The following is a 16,490-nucleotide window of genomic DNA, read 5'->3' as shown; positions in this document are numbered from 1 at the left end:
CCTGGGATGGGAGGAGGAAGGCTAGGTGGCTGACACAAAATCCTTGACGCTACCGGGTATCCCCTATACGGCCCTGCATGGGTGACTCGTGAATCCACATGCAATAAAATGCTTGGCGTGATGGATTCCTGACATAATGGGCGAGATCGTAGGAGGCCAGGCGTAAGAGGGGGAGGATCGGACATGGAAAGTGCCGGTGCGGTGGAAACTATGCGGCTGCGCCCCCATCACCTATTCTGCAGCCGCTTCCTGCCCCTGGAGCTCCTCATGCGCGGGGAGGGATTCGCCCGGGTGGTGGAGGAGCTCAAGCTGCTCACGGAGGCGGAGAGCGAGGCGGTGGTCCTGGTCAACGAGGGACCTGACCAGGTCTGCGAGTATTGTCCGGACTACGCGGACGGCCGCTGCCGGAACCCGGTGGGCGACGAGGAAAAGGTCAGGAAGTGGGACCAACGCGTGCTGGACGGCCTGGGCCTCTCCTATGGCCAGAAACTCACCGTCAGGGACCTGCAGGCCCTGGTGGAGGAGAAAGCGCCCCTGGACTTCTGCCGCGACCGCTGCCCGTGGAAGAGCGTCTGCTCCGTGTTCGCCAGGTCATAGCCCCAGCCGCATCGCCACGTCCTCGTAGTCCGGGTCCTCGGCGTAGAGCTTCTCGAGCTCGCTTCGCGCTTGCCGGTGCCGGCCAAGATCCTCGTAGACCAGGGCCCGTTCGTACCTGAGCGCCCGGAGCAGCTCCTCGGAACGGTCCTTCTTCCGGCGCAGGGCGCTGGTCAAGGTCTCCTGCGCCGCGTCCAGGAGCCCGAGCCCACGCAGGGCCCTGGCCTTGTACAGGAGCAGCGCGGTGTGGACGGGCGTCTGGTTCTCGATGCCCTCGGCCAGGCTCACCACCTTGCGACAGGCTTCCCTGTCCCCCGGGCGGGCGGTGAGCAGGAGCTCCGCGAGGGAGAGCTTCACCACCACGTCGTCGGGCTCGAGCTGTCGCAGCCTCTCCAGGCAGGCGATCGCGTCCTCCCAGCGTTCCTGCCGCTGGTAGACCTCCACCAGGCCCAGCAAAACCCCCCTGAGATCAGGTTCTAAATGAACGGTCACCTCGTCGGTGATGGGAAAGCTCATGAGCGCGGAGATGCCGTACTTGGAGAGGTAGCCACCCAGCTGGCCGTGCTTCTCGGCGGCCAGGGTCAAGTAGTTGGCAGCTTCTTCCAACCGACCCTTCTGGAGGGACAGGAAGCCGGCGAGACACGCGCCGTCGGCCAGGTGTACTGCCTTCTCGAGGTATTCCAGGGCCTTATCTTCGTCGCCGCGGACCAGTTCCCGGCACCCGTCCACCAGGGCTTCTTCGTCGTCCGGGGTGACGAGCCGCTTGAAGAAACCCAGGGTCAGTCGGTCTTCCGGGCGGACCGTGGGGACGGCCGGAGTGGGGTGGTATGTGCTCCTTTTTCCGCTTGACCTCCTGGTTGAAAGCGTGGTGGTGTAGAAAAGGCCTGTTCCAGGGATGCCCACCGTGGCCCGCTTGCCCCTGGTACCGATGGTGAACTTGGCCCCCCGCGGCCCGAAGGAGAGGGACCCACCCGACTTGCTCAGGTTCAGGGTCACGCCCGGTGCGATCCTGATTCGTCTCCAGAAGCGGAAAGCCATGATCCACCTCCCTTCGCCACCACTCGAATTCGAGGCTGGTGTTCTTTACCAGTGGAAATGCCATATGTAATGTATAATCCATTAAGACCTTCCAGGGTCCCGAGGAAATTTTATATCTAAGGAGTGACAATCTCGCCCGGGAAGGCATCAAATTTCGATTCAAGCAAGGTTTGAAACCGGTTACGTAATGTTCTGGTCAAACGAAAAGGCCCCTTATGGGGCCATCCCACTGGGGACCTTCCTTACTTCAAACCGCGCTCTTTGGCGGATTTACGTCTGGCTCCCCGGGAGGGACTCGAACCCCCAACCTAGTGGTTAACAGCCACCCGCTCTACCTGTTGAGCTACCGGGGAATGTATCTGCGGCGGACGTCTAGGTCCGCCCTCACGCCGGCGTTGCTCGGCGCACGGCTTCAAATTATATGATAGCACGGGGTTGGGCACAAGATAGCACGGGGTTGGGCACAAGTCGGTTTTCTCGAACCCGCCCGTTCCTTTTCCATCCCATCTTGGGAATTACCGAGGATTGTGCCACGGGCACAAGGCGGCTTTCCCGGGCCCGCCCATTCTTCGCGTGGACTCCAAGGTCTTGGGCCGGCGGGCCGTGAAATCTATGGTAGACTATGGTAGAATCGGCTGGACGGATGGGGCTAAGGGCTTAGCGTAAAGGCCGGGCACGCGGGAGGCCTTTACGTTCGCCGAAAGAACGATTCGAAGGAGCCGTTGATTCGGTAGTTGGAGGCTCCTTTCCAGGACGGGGGTGGATGTGAAGCGCTTGAGTAATCCGGAAAAGGGCGCGCGGCGCCGCGAGGGCATTGACGCTTCCTCCAGCGTTGAGATACGCCGCACGCTTCGGCTGCAACAGCGCAGGCGACGGCGCTTGCTCGTGCTGGAGTCGTTGCTCCTGTGACTGCTCATCACGGCCTTTCTTTCCCTCCTCTTCATCTTCCTGGTCATCCACCGGGAAAAGGAGGCCGCATCCCAGCCTCAGCCCCTCCCAGCCCAGGAGGTCGGCGTGGACGAGGAGCTGGCGCTGGAGGTCCTTCCCCTCCTCCGAAGTTATGCAGGCGCGCACCCGGAGGATTCGGTCCAGTTGATCGGTGAGGAGGCTTCCGCGGTGGTGACCACGAATCCCCTGCTCATCTTCAAGCCGCACCGGAGGGAACTGCTCCACGTGCCGCCCCTCAAGCTCAGGGCGGCCGGCAGGGAAATTACCCTGGGCCCCGGAAAGAGCGTCTGGTTATGCAGCGAGGACGATGACCCGCGTCTGGAAGCCCTGGCCTCCTGGCTCGCGGAGGGGCTGACCCGCCTTTACCCGGAGATAACCTTCAACGCGGTGGGGGACATCATACCCGGCCGGAAGGTAGCCATGAGGATGGCCGAGAACGGCATCGCCTACGTGGGTGGGGGGCGCGACGCCGACGAGGCTTAAAGTCCCCTCACCCTGGAGGTCAAGGGCACCAGATTCACCTTCCTCGCCTACAACGCCATCGCCGGGAGCATCAACGCCACTCCCCAGAGGCCCGGGGTGGCCTGGTTCGACATGTGGCCCTACGCGAAGGACGACCCCGAGGACCTGGCCAGGATGCAGGAGGCGGTCCGCAAAGCCAAGCAAGAAGGCGGGTTCGTGGTGGTCGGCTTTCACTGGAGCGAGGAATATAAGAAGTTGCCCAATCCCTCCATGCGGAAGGTAGCCCACGCCGCCTGCGACGCGGGGGCGGACCTGGTCATCGGCACCCATCCGCACTGCATCCAGTCCCTGGAGTGGTACAAGGGGAGCTTCATCGCCTACAGCCTGGGAAACTTCGTCTTCGACCAGATGTTCGCCGACTACACCCGTCAGGGAATCATCCTGCGCTGCCGGCTCATGGGGAGCGAACTGGTGGAGATAGAGCTCCTGCCCTACCTGATACAGGATTACTGCCGACCGGTGGTCCTGGAGCAGGGGAGCGCCCGGAGCATCGTCGATCCCCTGCTCTCCATCTCCGACCTCTGAGGTCGCCGGGTCGCGAAGGGCATACGAGGGAGGGTTTGGTATCTCCTGCGAAGCCTCCGAGGTAATATAGCCTTGCGGGCGGCCTTCGGGGGCCCCTCGCGGTCGGGTTACCGCCGGAAAAGGCCGGGGGGATGGCAGGTCGCATCACGCGGAATGCCCCGGAGCCGTGCGCCGGGTTTGACCGGGAGAGGCAGGGCGGCCGCCCGGAATGATGAGAAGAAGGTCGGAGCCCCGCGACCGGGTTTTCATCCCCGGTGGACAACCGTGCCTGGTATGCGGGAAGCATGGGTGTAAAGGGGGGGCGGAACCACGCGAACGGTTCTTCATCCGCTGAGGTCGGGGAGTATATGTATGGAAGGCTGAACTCGGATCCGGAGAGACGGGAGGGAAGCATCGGCCTCATTCCCATCGGCAACGTCGTCCAAGGGGAGCTGGCCTTCCTTCCGCGGTCGCTCCAGGAGATATTGGGGGTGGAGGCCGCTTGGGGACCTTCTCTGCCCCTGCCGCGGGGCGCCTACCGGGCGGGCAGGAGACAGTACCTGGCGCCCGCCCTCCTCCAGTCCCTGGCCGCCGTCCCGCCCGGGGAATACCTCCGTATCCTGGGCATCGCGGACGTGGACCTCTTCGCGCCGGGGCTGAACTTCGTCTTCGGCCAGGCCCTCATGGGCGGGAGGATGTGCGTCATCTCCCTGGCCCGGCTGCGCCCCTCCTTCTACGGCTTGCCGCCGGATGAGACCCTTTTCCAGGGCCGCACGGTGAAGGAGGCGGTGCACGAGCTGGGCCACACCTTCGGGCTGGAGCACTGCCCGGACCCGCGCTGCGTGATGCGTTTCTCCAACTCCCTGGCCGACACCGACCGCAAGGGCCGGGGATTCTGCCCCCGCTGCCGGGAGTTGCTGGACCGTAAGCTCTGGCAAATGTGAGGGTCAGGCCGGAAAGGAAGGAGTAGAAGTCCGCTCCATTTGACTCGCGGGCAGGCTTTACCGTCCAGCGTTTGCCCCCGGATCCCTGCGTCATGTCTTGCCGACCTTCGAAAACAAGGCCTCTCGCCCGGCCGCATATCCCCAAGCCACCGGAGATCCCCCGGGAGGTAAAACGCGGAGATATCCCCTCCTGGGAGGTAAAAAAGAAAACGTACGATGGCTAAAGGTTTGTCTGCATTCATCCGAAAAATTAAAAGTCATGTCACCATCCTGTCCGGGCTCGCCCGCGGACGAGCCCGGTGGGGAGAGGGCACGCGAGCCGGAAGGGCAGACATTTACCATTCGATCCCGGTACCGGCGTGCCGATTATCGGGGTAAGACGGGAGGCATAGGGAATGGAGCCTTACGAGCTTTTCGGCGGAGGAGGGAAAGTAGATCGTGGCCCGAGGACCAGTTTCTTCACCCGCAAGCTGGCGGCCAAGTGCCAGAAGATGGGTGTGAGCATACCGCCCTCCGTTTTAACCTTCCTGGACACGCCGCTGTGCTCCTTCAACGAGGCCCAGGCCCGGTACTTTGAGGAGAAGTTCCGCCCCCTCATCCCCCGCCTCATCTCCATCCTGGAAGAGGTCTACGAGGAGCTGGGGGCGGACCGGGAGGGCTGGGAGGACATGATAACCTACAACATCAGGCAGGAGACCCCCATCGGCATCTGCGCCCGCGCCGTCCTGGTGAAGAAGGAGCGCTCCGCCGGGGACGTCCTCACCCGGACCCTGCGCGACGAGCAGAGGACTCGGCGCCTGGAGAGGCCACTCTGCTTCAGCCAAAGGAACGCCTGAGCACGCTCTTGGTCCGGCCGGAAAAGGGTGGAGGTTTCCCCTGCAAAAAGCTTGGCCCGTATCCGGCCGATCCGGGTGGGCATATTCAACGACCGCTTTATCGAATCAGGGATTCCAGCAGGGGAAACCCGGCTTTCTCCCCGCCTCCACTTGGCTTTCCAATCGGTTACCCAGGCCGTTGTTAGCGGTGCGGATCCGTTTATTGTAAAATTTTCCCCATGAGAGAAAGTGGCCTCCGCGAGTGGGCGGTGGAGAACGCCAAGGTCATCGCCGATCTCTTGACCGGCGTCCGTTTCTTCCTGGCCCTGCTCATCTTCCTCTGCGCCCTCTTCGCCGAGCCCTCCCTGCTTCCCCTGGTGGTGTGCCTGACCCTCCTGGGCTGGACCACGGACGTCATCGACGGCAAGATGGCCCGCCTCGACCCCCAGGGGCGCCGCACCCGGATCGGAGACCTGGACTTCGCCACCGACATGTTCATGGTCTATTCCGGCCTGCTCTTTTTCATCACCGCGGGGTTCGTCCCCTTCTGGCCCTTCTTCTGTTACATGCTCTACGCCGGAACCACGGCCATCGTATGGACCAAGAAGTCGGCAATCATGGCCCAGGCGGCTCCCATCGCCGCCATGCCCATCATCTTCTCTTTCCTGCACGCCCCGGTATGGGGGTGGGTATTCATGGGGTGGATAGCGCTGGCCCTGGCCCTCAACTGGGATCGTTTCATGGACGAGATAGGGGAGTTCATCCAGGATGTCGAGGAGGGATAGGGAACTGGAGGCGGAAATGGAGGCGGATCCGGGAGGCGCCCGGCAGGGAACCACGCTCACCGGCGAGCTTGGCTTGAGGGACGCGGCAGATCCCGCACCCGATCCCACTTCCGATGGCCAGCTACGGAGGCAGATAGAAGCTCTGGAGGAGGTCAGCCGGGCCATCGTCTCCGACCTCTACCTGGAGGACATCCTCAAGCTCATCGTTATGGTCACCGCCGAGGTCATGAACTCCAACATTTGTTCCCTCCTGCTCCTGAACGAGAAGGAGGGCACCCTGGAGATCCGGGCCACCCAGTCGGTGAGCGAGGAGTACTTGAACAAGCCCCCCATACGGCTGGGGGAGGGCATCGCCGGGATGGTGGCCGCGGAGAATAGGCCCATCCAGGTCCGGGACGTGAAGAAGGATCCCCGTTACGCCAACAAGAGGGTGGCTGAAAAGGAGGGGCTCTGCTCCCTGCTCTCTGTGCCCATGTGCGTGAAGGGCAGGGTCATCGGGGTACTCAACTGCTACACCTCAGAACCGCGGGAGTTCACCCCGGAGGACGTCAAGCTCCTGACCGCGGTGGCCAACCAGGCGGCGGTGGCCATCGAGAACACCGAGCTCCTGGTGAGGACGCGCATCATCCAGGAGGAGCTGGAGACGCGCAAGATGGTGGAGCGGGCCAAGGACATCCTTATGCGCAACCTGGGCATCGACGGGGAGGAGGCCTACCGGCGCATGCGGAAGAAGTCCATGGACACACGCAGGTCCATGCGCGAGATAGCCGAGGCCATTATCCTGGCCGATGTGGGGGAAGGATGAGGGGATAAATATCGGCTGGATATGCCACAGAGCGCACCGCAACTTCTGCATTCCAGGAGATCCATCAAACCGGGGGAGGCTCGCTGCTCATCCCGCGCATCGTGTACGGCTGGGACAAGGATGTTCCAGGGGGCGCACCATAGGGGTTGAAACCGGCAGACTGGGCCGTTGCGCCAAATTAAAATCTTCCATGAAAGCGCCTGTCAATTGCCTGCCTTACCTTTTCTGTCATTATGAGTCAACTCGCTGGGTTGACATAGGTGGATGTGGTGCATATATTTTCCCTGTGACCGGGCACGAAGGGGTGCCTTCCCTGGACGTCGACGTCCGACTCGAAGGGGTCGGACGTTTTCTATATGGAAAATAAAGGAAATGAGAAGGAGGTAGGAGCGTATGAGTTTCAGCAAGCCCAACTCCAGCGAGGCCACCCTCACCAGGCTGCGCACCGGCAGGGATTACTGTCCCTTCAGTGGCATGTGCGTGACCTGCGTGGAGGGCTGCACCGGACTGTGCGAGATCGGGACTTCCGCCTATCGGGGTCCGGAGGTCCTTTACCCCAAGCCCTTCGGCGGCAGCACCTCGGCCTCCCAGAAGGATTACCCCGTGGATTTCTCCCACCTCAACATCATGGGCACCGCGGTGGGAGCGGTGGGCGTGGAGCCCGACCCCGACGTGGCCACCTTCCCCAACGTCAACTTGGAGACGGCGGTGGGGAGGGACAAGGGCATCAAGCTCCGCCTGCCCTTCGTCATCCCCGGCCTGGGCTCCACCGACGTGGCCAAGAACAACTGGGAGGGCCTGGCCATCGGCTCCGCCATCTCCGGGACCATCCTGACCATCGGGGAGAACGTATGCGGGATGGACGAGAACGCGGTCATCGAGAACGGCCGCGTGGTGGATTCCCCCGACTTGACCCGGAGGGTGAAGCTCTTCCAGGACTGGTACGAAGGTTACGGAGCCATCGTGGTGCAGTCCAACGTAGAGGACACCCGCCTGGGGGTCCTGGAGTACGCCATCGACAAGCTGGGCGTGGAAGTGGTGGAGCTCAAGTGGGGCCAGGGGGCCAAGGATATCGGCGGCGAGGTGAAGATACGCTCCCTGGAGAAGGCCCAGATGCTCAAGAAGAGGGGCTACATCGTCCTCCCCGACCCTGAGGACCCCTCGGTTAAGGAAAGTTTCTACAAGACTTTCAACGAGTTCGAGCGCCACTCCCGCATCGGCTTCGTGGACGAGGAGAGCTTCGTCAAGCGGGTGCAGGAGCTGCGCGACGCGGGGGCCAAGTACGTCTTCCTCAAGACTGGGGCCTACCGTCCGGCGGACCTGGCGCGGGCCATCAAGTACTCCTCCATCGCCAAGATCGACATGCTCACCGTGGACGGCGCCGGCGGCGGGACGGGCATGAGCCCCTGGCGGATGATGAACGAGTGGGGCGTGCCCACCATCCACCTGGCGGCCATGACCTACGAGTACGCCAAGCGGCTGGCGGACAGGGGCGAGTACGTGCCGGACATCGCCATCGCCGGCGGCATCACCCTCGAGGACCACATCGTCAAGGCCCTGGCCATGGGCGCTCCCTACTTCAAGCTGGTGGGCATGGCACGTTCCCCTATTGCCGCGGCCATGGTGGGGAAGACCATCGGCAAGCTCATCGAGGAGGAGAACCTCCCCAAGGCCATCTCCGCCTACGGGAACAGCGTGGAGGAGATCTTCGTCGCCGCCCCCGAGCTCAAGGAGCGCTTCGGGGACCGCTTCAAGGACATCCCCACCTCGGCCATCGGCGTGTACTCCTACTACAAGCGCCTGGCCCAGGGAATCCGCCAGTTGATGTGCGGGGCGCGCAAGTTCGCCCTGGAGCACCTCAGCCGGGACGACCTGGCCTCTCTGACCAAGGAGTGCGCGGAGATAACCGGCATCCCCTACGTCATGGACCTGGACCGGGACGAGGTGGACAAGATCCTGGGCTAAAGGGGTCAGGTCTTGAATTTTGATACCTGGTAGGGTATCCGAGTCCGAAAAGGTTCGGACCAAGCCTTAGACATTTCAAAGGGAGCCGGCTTTTCCGGCTCCCTTTCTTTCTTGCAGTCTTTTGAACCTGCGGCCGCAGGATGGAAAGAGCGATCCGGGCTCTCCCGCCTCCAAACCGGATAAGGAATAAACAACGTCATTTATACCTCATCAGGGACAAGCCCACGATCTGTTGATGACTATGCGTAACTGGGTATTCCCTTTTTCCTGCGCCGGAAGAAACGGCATAACCCTCAGCCTGCTTCAACCTTCCCTGCGGGCTTTGCGCCATAGTTCTCGATAACGTCGAGATCCTGAAGTATAAACCTCAGACCTTCTAAATCCTCCCCGAGGGAAATTATCCCGGTTTCCGTTCAGACGGTGACGCCCAGGAAACGGCCCGCCAGGTCCTTCACCGTGGCGCGCAGGCCCTCGACCTCCTCGGGGGTGAGTTCGTCGGGGTACTTGCCGCCCACCATCTGGCTGATCTCCGTGAGGCGAACGGCCGCCTTCACGTAGCGCACGATGGTGGGCAGGTCCCCCTTGAGGCGCAGCTTGCCCTGCATCATCCCCTTCACCGGATCCAGCTGCCCACGGCCGACTTCCATCCAGCGGTCCGCCGAGCCGGTGATCACGAAGTCCCCAGCCTCCCCGACCTCGGGAGGGACGATGCGCGCCTTGCGGCACTCGCCGTGCCAGAGGTCCAGGAAGATGTAGAGATCGATGTCCAGTCCGTACTGGGGGGCCTTCTCCACGTGCAGGACCACGCTGCCCTCCCAGTTCTTGGCCAGCTCCTTGTAGGTGGCGTCCTCCTGGATGGCCTTTTCGTACAGGGCCACCCATTCGGGCGTGAAATAGATGTAGGGCTTGGGCTCGGACTCCATGCGCTTAGTTACTTCTTCCTGGTAGGCCTTTTCCCACTCCTCGGTGCCGTAGGCGATGGTCATGCTTACCCCCTTTCTTCTATCGGGTCGCAGCCCGAACCACTGACATTTATCCAATTTTGAAAGATACAGTCACATTAGTATGTATACCACAGAGTTTACAAGCTTAAAAGCTTAATAGAGTCAAATTCAAAAATGGGGTCAGGTCTTGAATTTTGAATTTATGGTATGGACTCCTGGATCATGACCCCTTACCTTCCTCTCGTCATCGCCTTTCCCTATAATTGACGGAAGACCGCGAACGGGAGGCTCATAGGTTCACATGGAAAAGGCTGTAGTCCTGCTCGAGGACGGGAAATACTTCACCGGCACACCCTTCGGAGCACGGGGGGTGCGCACGGGAGAGTTGGTTTTCAACACCAGCATGACCGGGTACCAGGAGATCCTCACCGACCCCTCCTACAAGGGCCAGATCGTCACCATGACCTACCCCCTCATCGGTAATTACGGGGTGAACGAGGAGGACGTGGAGTCCTGCGGTCCCCAGGTGGAGGGCTTCGTGGTGCGGGAGTGCTGCCGTTACCCTTCCAACTGGCGGGCCACTCGCTCCCTGGACGACTACCTCAGGGAGCACGGCATCGTGGGCGTGGAGGGCGTGGACACCCGCGCCGTCACCCGGCACATCCGCTCCATAGGGGCCATGATGTGCGTGGTATGCAACGAGGACGCGGAGCTTTCGGACCTGAAGCGCATCCTCGAGGAGGCTCCTCCTTACGTGGGGAGGGACCTGGTGAAGGAGGTCACCTGCGGTGAGCCCTATCGGTGGGAGGAAGAAAGTCTCCCTCCCATGGGGAGAGGGGTCATGCCGGAGGTTCCCGGTCCCGGAAAGCGGCCCCTGCGCGTGGTGGCCTACGACTGCGGGATAAAGCGCAACATCCTGCGCATCCTCTCCGCCCTGGGGTGCGAGGTGCTGGTGGTCCCGGCGGATACCACCGCCTCCAAGATTTTACAGTCAGGACCCGACGGCATCTTCCTCTCCAACGGACCGGGAGACCCGGCCGCGGTCACCTACCTCATCGACGAGGTGGCCAAGCTCATCGGGGTGAAGCCCATCTTCGGCATCTGCCTGGGACACCAGATCCTGGGGCTGGCCCTGGGCGGCCGCACCTTCAAGCTCAAGTTCGGGCACCGGGGAGCTAACCAGCCGGTGAAGGACCTGCGCAAGGGGAACATCCTCATCACCGCCCAGAACCATGGTTTCTGCGTGGACCTGGAGAGTATCGACTCCGAGGTAGAGCCCACCTTCATCAACCTCAACGACGGGACACTGGAGGGCTTCCGCCACCGCCGTTACCCGGCCTACTCCGTGCAGTTCCACCCCGAGGACTCGCCGGGACCCCACGACGCGGTGTACCTCTTCGGGGACTTCATCCGCGACATGCGCGCCGGGCGGGGTGAGGCCCATGCCTAGGCGCACCGACATCCACAAGATACTCATCATCGGCTCCGGGCCCATCATCATCTCCCAGGCCTGCGAGTTCGACTACTCGGGGACCCAGGCCTGCAAGGCCCTCAAGGAGGAGGGCTTCCAGGTGGTGCTGGTGAACTCCAACCCGGCCACCATCATGACCGATCCCGAGATGGCGGACCGCACCTATATCGAGCCCATAACCCCGGAGGTGGTGGCCCGCATCATCGAGAAGGAGCGTCCCGATGCCCTCCTCCCCACCCTGGGTGGCCAGACGGGCCTGAACACGGCGGTCAAGGTGGCGGAGATGGGGGTGCTCGAGGAGTTCGGGGTGGAGATGATCGGGGCCAATTACGAGGCCATCCGCAAGGCGGAGGACCGGGACCTCTTCCGCCAGGCCATGGCCTCCATTGGGCTGGACCTGCCCCGCTCCGGGCTAGCCCATACCATGGAGGAGGCGCGGGCGGTGGCCGAGGAGCTGGGCTTCCCCCTCATCATCCGTCCCGCCTTCACCCTGGGAGGAACCGGCGGGGGCGTGGCCTTCAACGCCGAGGAGTTCGAGCGGGTGGCCTCCGCCGGGCTGGACGCCTCCATGATCAGCGAGGTCCTCATCGAGGAGTCAGTGATGGGGTGGAAGGAGTACGAGCTGGAAGTCATGCGCGACCTCAAGGACAACGTGGTCATCATCTGCTCCATCGAGAACTTCGACCCCATGGGCATTCACACCGGGGACTCCATCACCGTGGCTCCCGCTCAAACCCTCACCGACCGGGAGTACCAGCTCATGCGGGACGCGGCCATCGCCATCATCCGGGAGATCGGGGTGGAAACGGGAGGGTCCAACATCCAGTTCGCGGTGAACCCGGAGAACGGGCGCATGGTGGTCATCGAGATGAACCCCCGCGTCTCCCGCTCCAGCGCCCTGGCCTCCAAGGCCACCGGCTTCCCCATCGCCAAGATCGCCGCCAAGCTGGCCGTGGGCTATACCCTGGATGAAATTCCCAACGACATCACCCGGGAGACCCCGGCCTCCTTCGAGCCCACCATCGACTATTGCGTGGTGAAAATACCCCGCTTCACCTTCGAGAAGTTCCCTGGCGCCGATCCCACCCTGGGCATCTCCATGAAGTCGGTGGGGGAGGTGATGGCCATCGGGCGCACCTTCAAGGAGGCCCTGCAGAAGGGAATCCGTTCCCTGGAGATCGGGCGCTTTGGTCTGGGCAGCGACCGCAAGGAGCTCATGCGGCCCCGCGAGCTGAACACCCCCGAGGAGCGGGAGGAGGCCCTGGCCGTGGTGCGGGAAAAGCTCTCCACCCCCAACGCTGAGCGCCTCTACTACCTGCGCTACGGGTTCCAGCTGGGAATGTCTACCAGGGAGATGTACGAGCTCTCCGGCATCGACCCTTGGTTCCTGGAGAACATCAGGGAGATCGTGGAGGAGGAGGACCGCCTGCGCGGCCGCCGCCTGGCGGACCTCACCGACGAGGACCTTTTCCGGGCCAAGTCGATGGGCTTCTCCGACGTGCAGCTCTCCTTCCTCCTGGACTGTGAGGAGGGGGAGGTGCGTAACAGGCGACGCTCCGCGGGCATCCGTCCCGTGTACAAGCTGGTGGACACCTGCGCCGCGGAGTTCGAGGCCTACACCCCCTATTACTATTCCACCTACGAGAAGGAGGAGGAGCCCCTGGCCGGTCCCCACGCCGGTTCCGGGAGGCCCAAGGTGATGATCCTGGGTGGGGGTCCCAACCGCATTGGGCAGGGCATCGAGTTCGACTACTGCTGCGTCCATGCCTCCTTCGCCTTGCGCGAGGAGGGCTACGAGTCCATCATGGTCAACAACAACCCGGAGACGGTGTCCACGGACTACGACACCTCCGACCGCCTCTACTTCGAGCCCCTCACCCTGGAGGACGTGCTGGAGATCATGGAGCGGGAGAGGCCGCAGGGGATCATCGTCCAGTTCGGCGGCCAGACCCCCCTCAACCTGGCCGTGCCCCTCATGCGCGAGAACGCCCCCATTATCGGGACCAGCCCCGACTCCATCGACCGCGCCGAGGACCGGGACCGCTTCAAGGCCCTCCTGCACAAGCTGGGGCTGCGCCAGCCGGAGAACGGGACCGCCATGTCCTTCGGGGAGGCCCTGGAGGTGGCCCACCGCATCGGTTACCCGGTGGTGGTGCGTCCCTCCTACGTCCTGGGGGGCCGGGGCATGGAGATCGTCTATGACGACCGGGAGCTGGAGGAGTTCATGCGGGAGGCGGCGGACGTCTCCCCGGACCACCCCGTGCTCATCGACAAGTTCCTGGAGGAGGCGGTGGAGATCGACGTGGACGCCGTGGCCGACGGCCGGGACGTGGTGGTGGCCGGGGTCATGGAGCACATCGAGGAGGCGGGCATCCACTCCGGGGACTCCGCCTGTGCCATCCCGCCCTTCAGCCTGGGGGAGGCCATGGTCCAAGAGATAAAGGAGGCTACCTACGCCCTGGCCCGTGAGCTGCAGGTGGTGGGGCTCATGAACGTGCAGTACGCGGTGAAGGACGACAAGCTCTACGTGCTGGAGGTCAACCCCCGCGCCTCGCGCACCGTCCCCTACGTGTCCAAGGCCACCGGGGTCCCCTGGGCCAAGATCGCCACCAAGCTGATGATCGGAAAGACCTTGCGGGAACTGGGCATTACCCGGGAGGTGGAGATCGAGCACATCGCGGTCAAGGAGGCCGTGCTCCCCTTCAACCGCTTCTTCGGCGTGGACACCATCCTGGGGCCGGAGATGCGCTCCACCGGGGAGGTGATGGGCATCGACCGCGACCTGGGGATGGCCTACGCCAAGAGCCAGATCGCCGCCGGCTCCCTCCTGCCGAAGTCGGGCAACATCTTCGTGAGCGTCAAGGACGCGGACAAGCGCGACATCGTGCACATCTCCCATCGCCTCCACGAGCTGGGCTTCAATATCCTGGCCACCAGGGGGACGGCAGAGGTGCTCCGCCGCAACGGCATCCCTGTGGAGGTAGTCAACAAGATGCACGAAGGACGTCCCCACGTGGTGGACTATATGAAGAACCGCCAGATACAGCTGATCATCAACACCCCCTCGGGAAAGAGGCCGCGCTCCGACCAGTGGTCCATCCGCAGCTACGCCGTGCTCTACAACATCCCTTTGATCACCACCATGAGCGCTGCGCGAGCTGCTTTACACGGGATGGAGTCGCTGCTGGAACGGGGCATGGACGTAAAACCCCTCCAGGACTGGCACGGGGTCAGGCCTTGAATTTTGATACCCTAGGGGGTATATCGGGATGAGGGACCACCGGTCATGCAGCCGGGAAAGGGTAAGGGGTTAACCCCGAATCCAAAATTCAAGACCTGACCCCTTTATCTCTCTTCGGGTCTCAGGAGCTTGCTCAGGAGGAGGGCGGAGGATGGGTCGTAGTACTCCAGGCTCAGGTAGTATTCGTTCCATTCCTCCCCCCGGGGAAGGTTGTTGGCCCAGAAGGTCAGGGTATATGAACGCCGGGCATCCGCAGGGATGAGGGCGAGGCTGTTCGGAGCCCGGTTGCAGGAGGACTGGCAACGCATCGGGGTGAAGGTTCTCGGCGGGAACCTGTTTCCGAGGGGGTCCTCGACCTGGGTTAGAACCAGGTGGAAGGAGCGGGGGTCCATGTTTACGTCTGAATTACCCCGGTTGTGGGCTTCCATGGAAACCGTGAGAACCCTCCCGTTCCCTCCCTCGCTAAGGTAGCATTCTTGAACCGTGAGCTCCACGTCGGGCTGGCCCACCAGGACTCCCGCCACGCGGACGCTGCCCCGGTTTATCTCTGCGGAGGCGGTGAACCAGATGCCCAGCCCCAGGATGGCGAGGGGAATGACCAGGGCTATCAGGAGCCTGGAAGGAAACAAAACCCACCTCCGGAGTTTTGGTGGTTTTGCCCCCCGACTTTGCCTCCCGGCTCACATTACATGATTATTATACACCTGCCAGGGAGTATCTTCTTCCCTGCTCCCAGCCATTCCCCGTTGCCGCCCCCGTGGTTTCCGCCGGGTTGGCCCAGGTCCGCCTCCCCCGATGTCTCCACGGGCAAAACCCGGGAAAGCGCACCGTGCGGGGTTTCGTTGCTGGACCTGGTTTCCATTGGGGATCGGGAATACCTTTCCGCTGCCGCGGGATTGGAAGTACGGGTGTGTCCGGTATAGACCTGGGTGTCCTGGTGATATGGGCGGGATACCGTTTAATCCCGCTCACCCAGGGGAATCCTATGGACATAAAGACGGGGGAGAGGATGAAGGAGATACGCATTCACGGGCGGGGAGGCATGGGCAACGTCACTGCGGCGGAGCTCCTGGCCGAGGCGGCCTTCGCCGACGGCAAGTACGCCCAGGCCTTCCCCTTCTTCGGGGCGGAGCGGCAGGGGGCGCCGGTGGTGGCTTTCGTGCGCATCGCCGACCGCCCCATCCGGGTCCGGCAACAGGTATACGCCCCGGATTACCTCATCGTCCAGGACGCGGGGTTGATCTATAACGCCGACGTCCTGGAGGGGCTGAAACCAGGGGGAACGGTTCTGGTGAACACCACCCGCCCCGGGGACGAGCTTCCCATAGGGGAGGGCTTCAAGGTGTACACGGTACCCGCCCTCAAGGTGGCCCTGGAGGTAATCGGTCGCCCCATTATCAACGTGGTCATGGTGGGGGCCTTCGCCTGCGCCACCGGCCTGGTGAGGCTGGAGGCGGTCACCGAGGCCATAAAGTTCCGCTTCCCCGGGGAGCTGGGGGAGAAGGAGGCCCTGGCCACCCTCAAGGCTTGTAAACAGATAGGGGAGTGCGGCTGATGCGCGTGTTCGTGGGCAGGAGGGTCAAGCCCGGCTCCAGCCTAGAGAACAAGACCAAGGCCTGGAGGGGCAAGCATCCGGTCTACAAGCAGCAGGACTGCATAGGCTGCCAGCGGTGCTTCCTGGGATGCCCGGAAGGCACCGTCTACCAGCTGGACAAGAAGAAGTTCGACGTCAACCTGGACTACTGCAAGGGGTGCGGAATCTGCGCCCACGAGTGTCCGGTGAACGACATCGACATGGTGCTGGAGACGGGGTGCGAGGAACCTTGAGCAACGAGGAGCTAGGGATTCCGGGCCGAGGTTCCTCGATCCGGGGAAGGCGGGAAGTTCAGGCCAGGAATGAAAAAGGGCGCATGA

At 62.9% G+C, this 16,490-nt stretch carries 16 protein-coding genes and 1 tRNA gene; 13 read left to right on the top strand and 4 right to left on the bottom strand.

Annotation, left to right across the window (positions count from 1 at the left end; all coding sequences use genetic code 11):
- Positions 1-183: 183 nt before the first annotated feature.
- Positions 184-597, top strand: a complete 414-nt coding sequence (locus QME84_10700; protein MDI6874733.1) for a DUF1284 domain-containing protein — start codon at positions 184-186, stop codon at positions 595-597.
- On the opposite strand, the gene QME84_10695 is transcribed toward QME84_10700, so the two are convergent.
- Both QME84_10695 and QME84_10690 read right to left on the bottom strand, forming a co-directional pair.
- Complete coding sequence (locus tag QME84_10695) at positions 592-1,632, bottom strand: DUF4236 domain-containing protein (GenBank protein MDI6874732.1); 1,041 nt, start codon at positions 1,630-1,632, stop codon at positions 592-594. The two genes, QME84_10700 and QME84_10695, sit on opposite strands and share 6 nt — an antisense overlap.
- A gap of 277 nt (positions 1,633-1,909) precedes the next feature.
- Positions 1,910-1,985, bottom strand: a tRNA-Asn gene (locus QME84_10690).
- A 421-nt stretch (positions 1,986-2,406) separates the two neighbouring features.
- Here QME84_10690 and QME84_10685 point away from each other — a divergent pair.
- The 8 genes from QME84_10685 (at position 2,407) to QME84_10650 (ending at position 8,920) form a co-directional block, all read left to right on the top strand.
- Positions 2,407-2,541: a hypothetical protein gene (locus tag QME84_10685; GenBank protein ID MDI6874731.1), complete on the top strand. Its 135-nt coding sequence runs from the start codon at positions 2,407-2,409 to the stop codon at positions 2,539-2,541.
- 105 nt (positions 2,542-2,646) lie between these two features.
- Positions 2,647-3,063, top strand: coding sequence for a hypothetical protein (locus QME84_10680; GenBank protein ID MDI6874730.1), 417 nt, complete (start codon positions 2,647-2,649; stop codon positions 3,061-3,063).
- A gap of 57 nt (positions 3,064-3,120) precedes the next feature.
- Positions 3,121-3,627: a CapA family protein gene (locus tag QME84_10675; protein ID MDI6874729.1), complete on the top strand. Its 507-nt coding sequence runs from the start codon at positions 3,121-3,123 to the stop codon at positions 3,625-3,627.
- 347 nt (positions 3,628-3,974) lie between these two features.
- Positions 3,975-4,550: an archaemetzincin family Zn-dependent metalloprotease gene (locus tag QME84_10670; protein MDI6874728.1), complete on the top strand. Its 576-nt coding sequence runs from the start codon at positions 3,975-3,977 to the stop codon at positions 4,548-4,550.
- A gap of 395 nt (positions 4,551-4,945) precedes the next feature.
- A complete protein-coding gene (locus QME84_10665; protein ID MDI6874727.1) occupies positions 4,946-5,386 on the top strand; it encodes a hypothetical protein in 441 nt (146 codons plus the stop codon).
- Between the two features lie 218 nt (positions 5,387-5,604).
- Positions 5,605-6,150, top strand: coding sequence for a CDP-alcohol phosphatidyltransferase family protein (locus QME84_10660; GenBank protein ID MDI6874726.1), 546 nt, complete (start codon positions 5,605-5,607; stop codon positions 6,148-6,150).
- Positions 6,134-6,955 (top strand): GAF and ANTAR domain-containing protein, encoded by an 822-nt coding sequence (locus QME84_10655; protein ID MDI6874725.1) that lies wholly within the window; start codon positions 6,134-6,136, stop codon positions 6,953-6,955. Before QME84_10660 ends, QME84_10655 begins: the two co-directional genes overlap by 17 nt.
- Before the next feature lie 393 nt (positions 6,956-7,348).
- Positions 7,349-8,920 carry an FMN-binding glutamate synthase family protein gene (locus tag QME84_10650; protein ID MDI6874724.1) on the top strand — a complete coding sequence of 524 codons (1,572 nt, stop codon included), beginning with the start codon at positions 7,349-7,351 and terminating at the stop codon, positions 8,918-8,920.
- A 413-nt stretch (positions 8,921-9,333) separates the two neighbouring features.
- On the opposite strand, the gene QME84_10645 is transcribed toward QME84_10650, so the two are convergent.
- Positions 9,334-9,906 carry an SCP2 sterol-binding domain-containing protein gene (locus QME84_10645; GenBank protein ID MDI6874723.1) on the bottom strand — a complete coding sequence of 191 codons (573 nt, stop codon included), beginning with the start codon at positions 9,904-9,906 and terminating at the stop codon, positions 9,334-9,336.
- Positions 9,907-10,165: 259 nt separating this feature from the next.
- Here QME84_10645 and carA point away from each other — a divergent pair, with 259 nt between their 5' ends.
- Entirely contained in the window at positions 10,166-11,314 is a 1,149-nt protein-coding gene (carA, locus tag QME84_10640) for a glutamine-hydrolyzing carbamoyl-phosphate synthase small subunit (GenBank protein ID MDI6874722.1), read from the top strand.
- Positions 11,307-14,576 (top strand): carbamoyl-phosphate synthase large subunit, encoded by a 3,270-nt coding sequence (gene carB, locus QME84_10635; GenBank protein MDI6874721.1) that lies wholly within the window; start codon positions 11,307-11,309, stop codon positions 14,574-14,576. The genes carA and carB overlap by 8 nt, the downstream gene beginning before the upstream one ends.
- 104 nt (positions 14,577-14,680) lie before the next feature.
- On the opposite strand, the gene QME84_10630 is transcribed toward carB, so the two are convergent.
- On the bottom strand, positions 14,681-15,205 hold the full coding sequence (locus QME84_10630; protein ID MDI6874720.1) for a hypothetical protein: 525 nt from the start codon (positions 15,203-15,205) through the stop codon (positions 14,681-14,683).
- Between the two features lie 380 nt (positions 15,206-15,585).
- On the opposite strand from QME84_10630, the gene QME84_10625 reads away from it, so the two are divergent.
- Both QME84_10625 and QME84_10620 read left to right on the top strand, forming a co-directional pair.
- Positions 15,586-16,131 carry a pyruvate ferredoxin oxidoreductase subunit gamma gene (locus QME84_10625; GenBank protein ID MDI6874719.1) on the top strand — a complete coding sequence of 182 codons (546 nt, stop codon included), beginning with the start codon at positions 15,586-15,588 and terminating at the stop codon, positions 16,129-16,131.
- Positions 16,131-16,403: a 4Fe-4S binding protein gene (locus QME84_10620; GenBank protein MDI6874718.1), complete on the top strand. Its 273-nt coding sequence runs from the start codon at positions 16,131-16,133 to the stop codon at positions 16,401-16,403. Before QME84_10625 ends, QME84_10620 begins: the two co-directional genes overlap by 1 nt.
- Positions 16,404-16,490 lie beyond the last annotated feature (87 nt).

Source organism: Actinomycetota bacterium (assembly GCA_030019255.1).
Taxonomy (GTDB): domain Bacteria; phylum Actinomycetota; class Geothermincolia; order Geothermincolales; family RBG-13-55-18; genus Solincola_A.
Note: the sequence above shows the minus strand (reverse complement) of the source record. Positions and strands in the feature narration are given on the sequence as shown.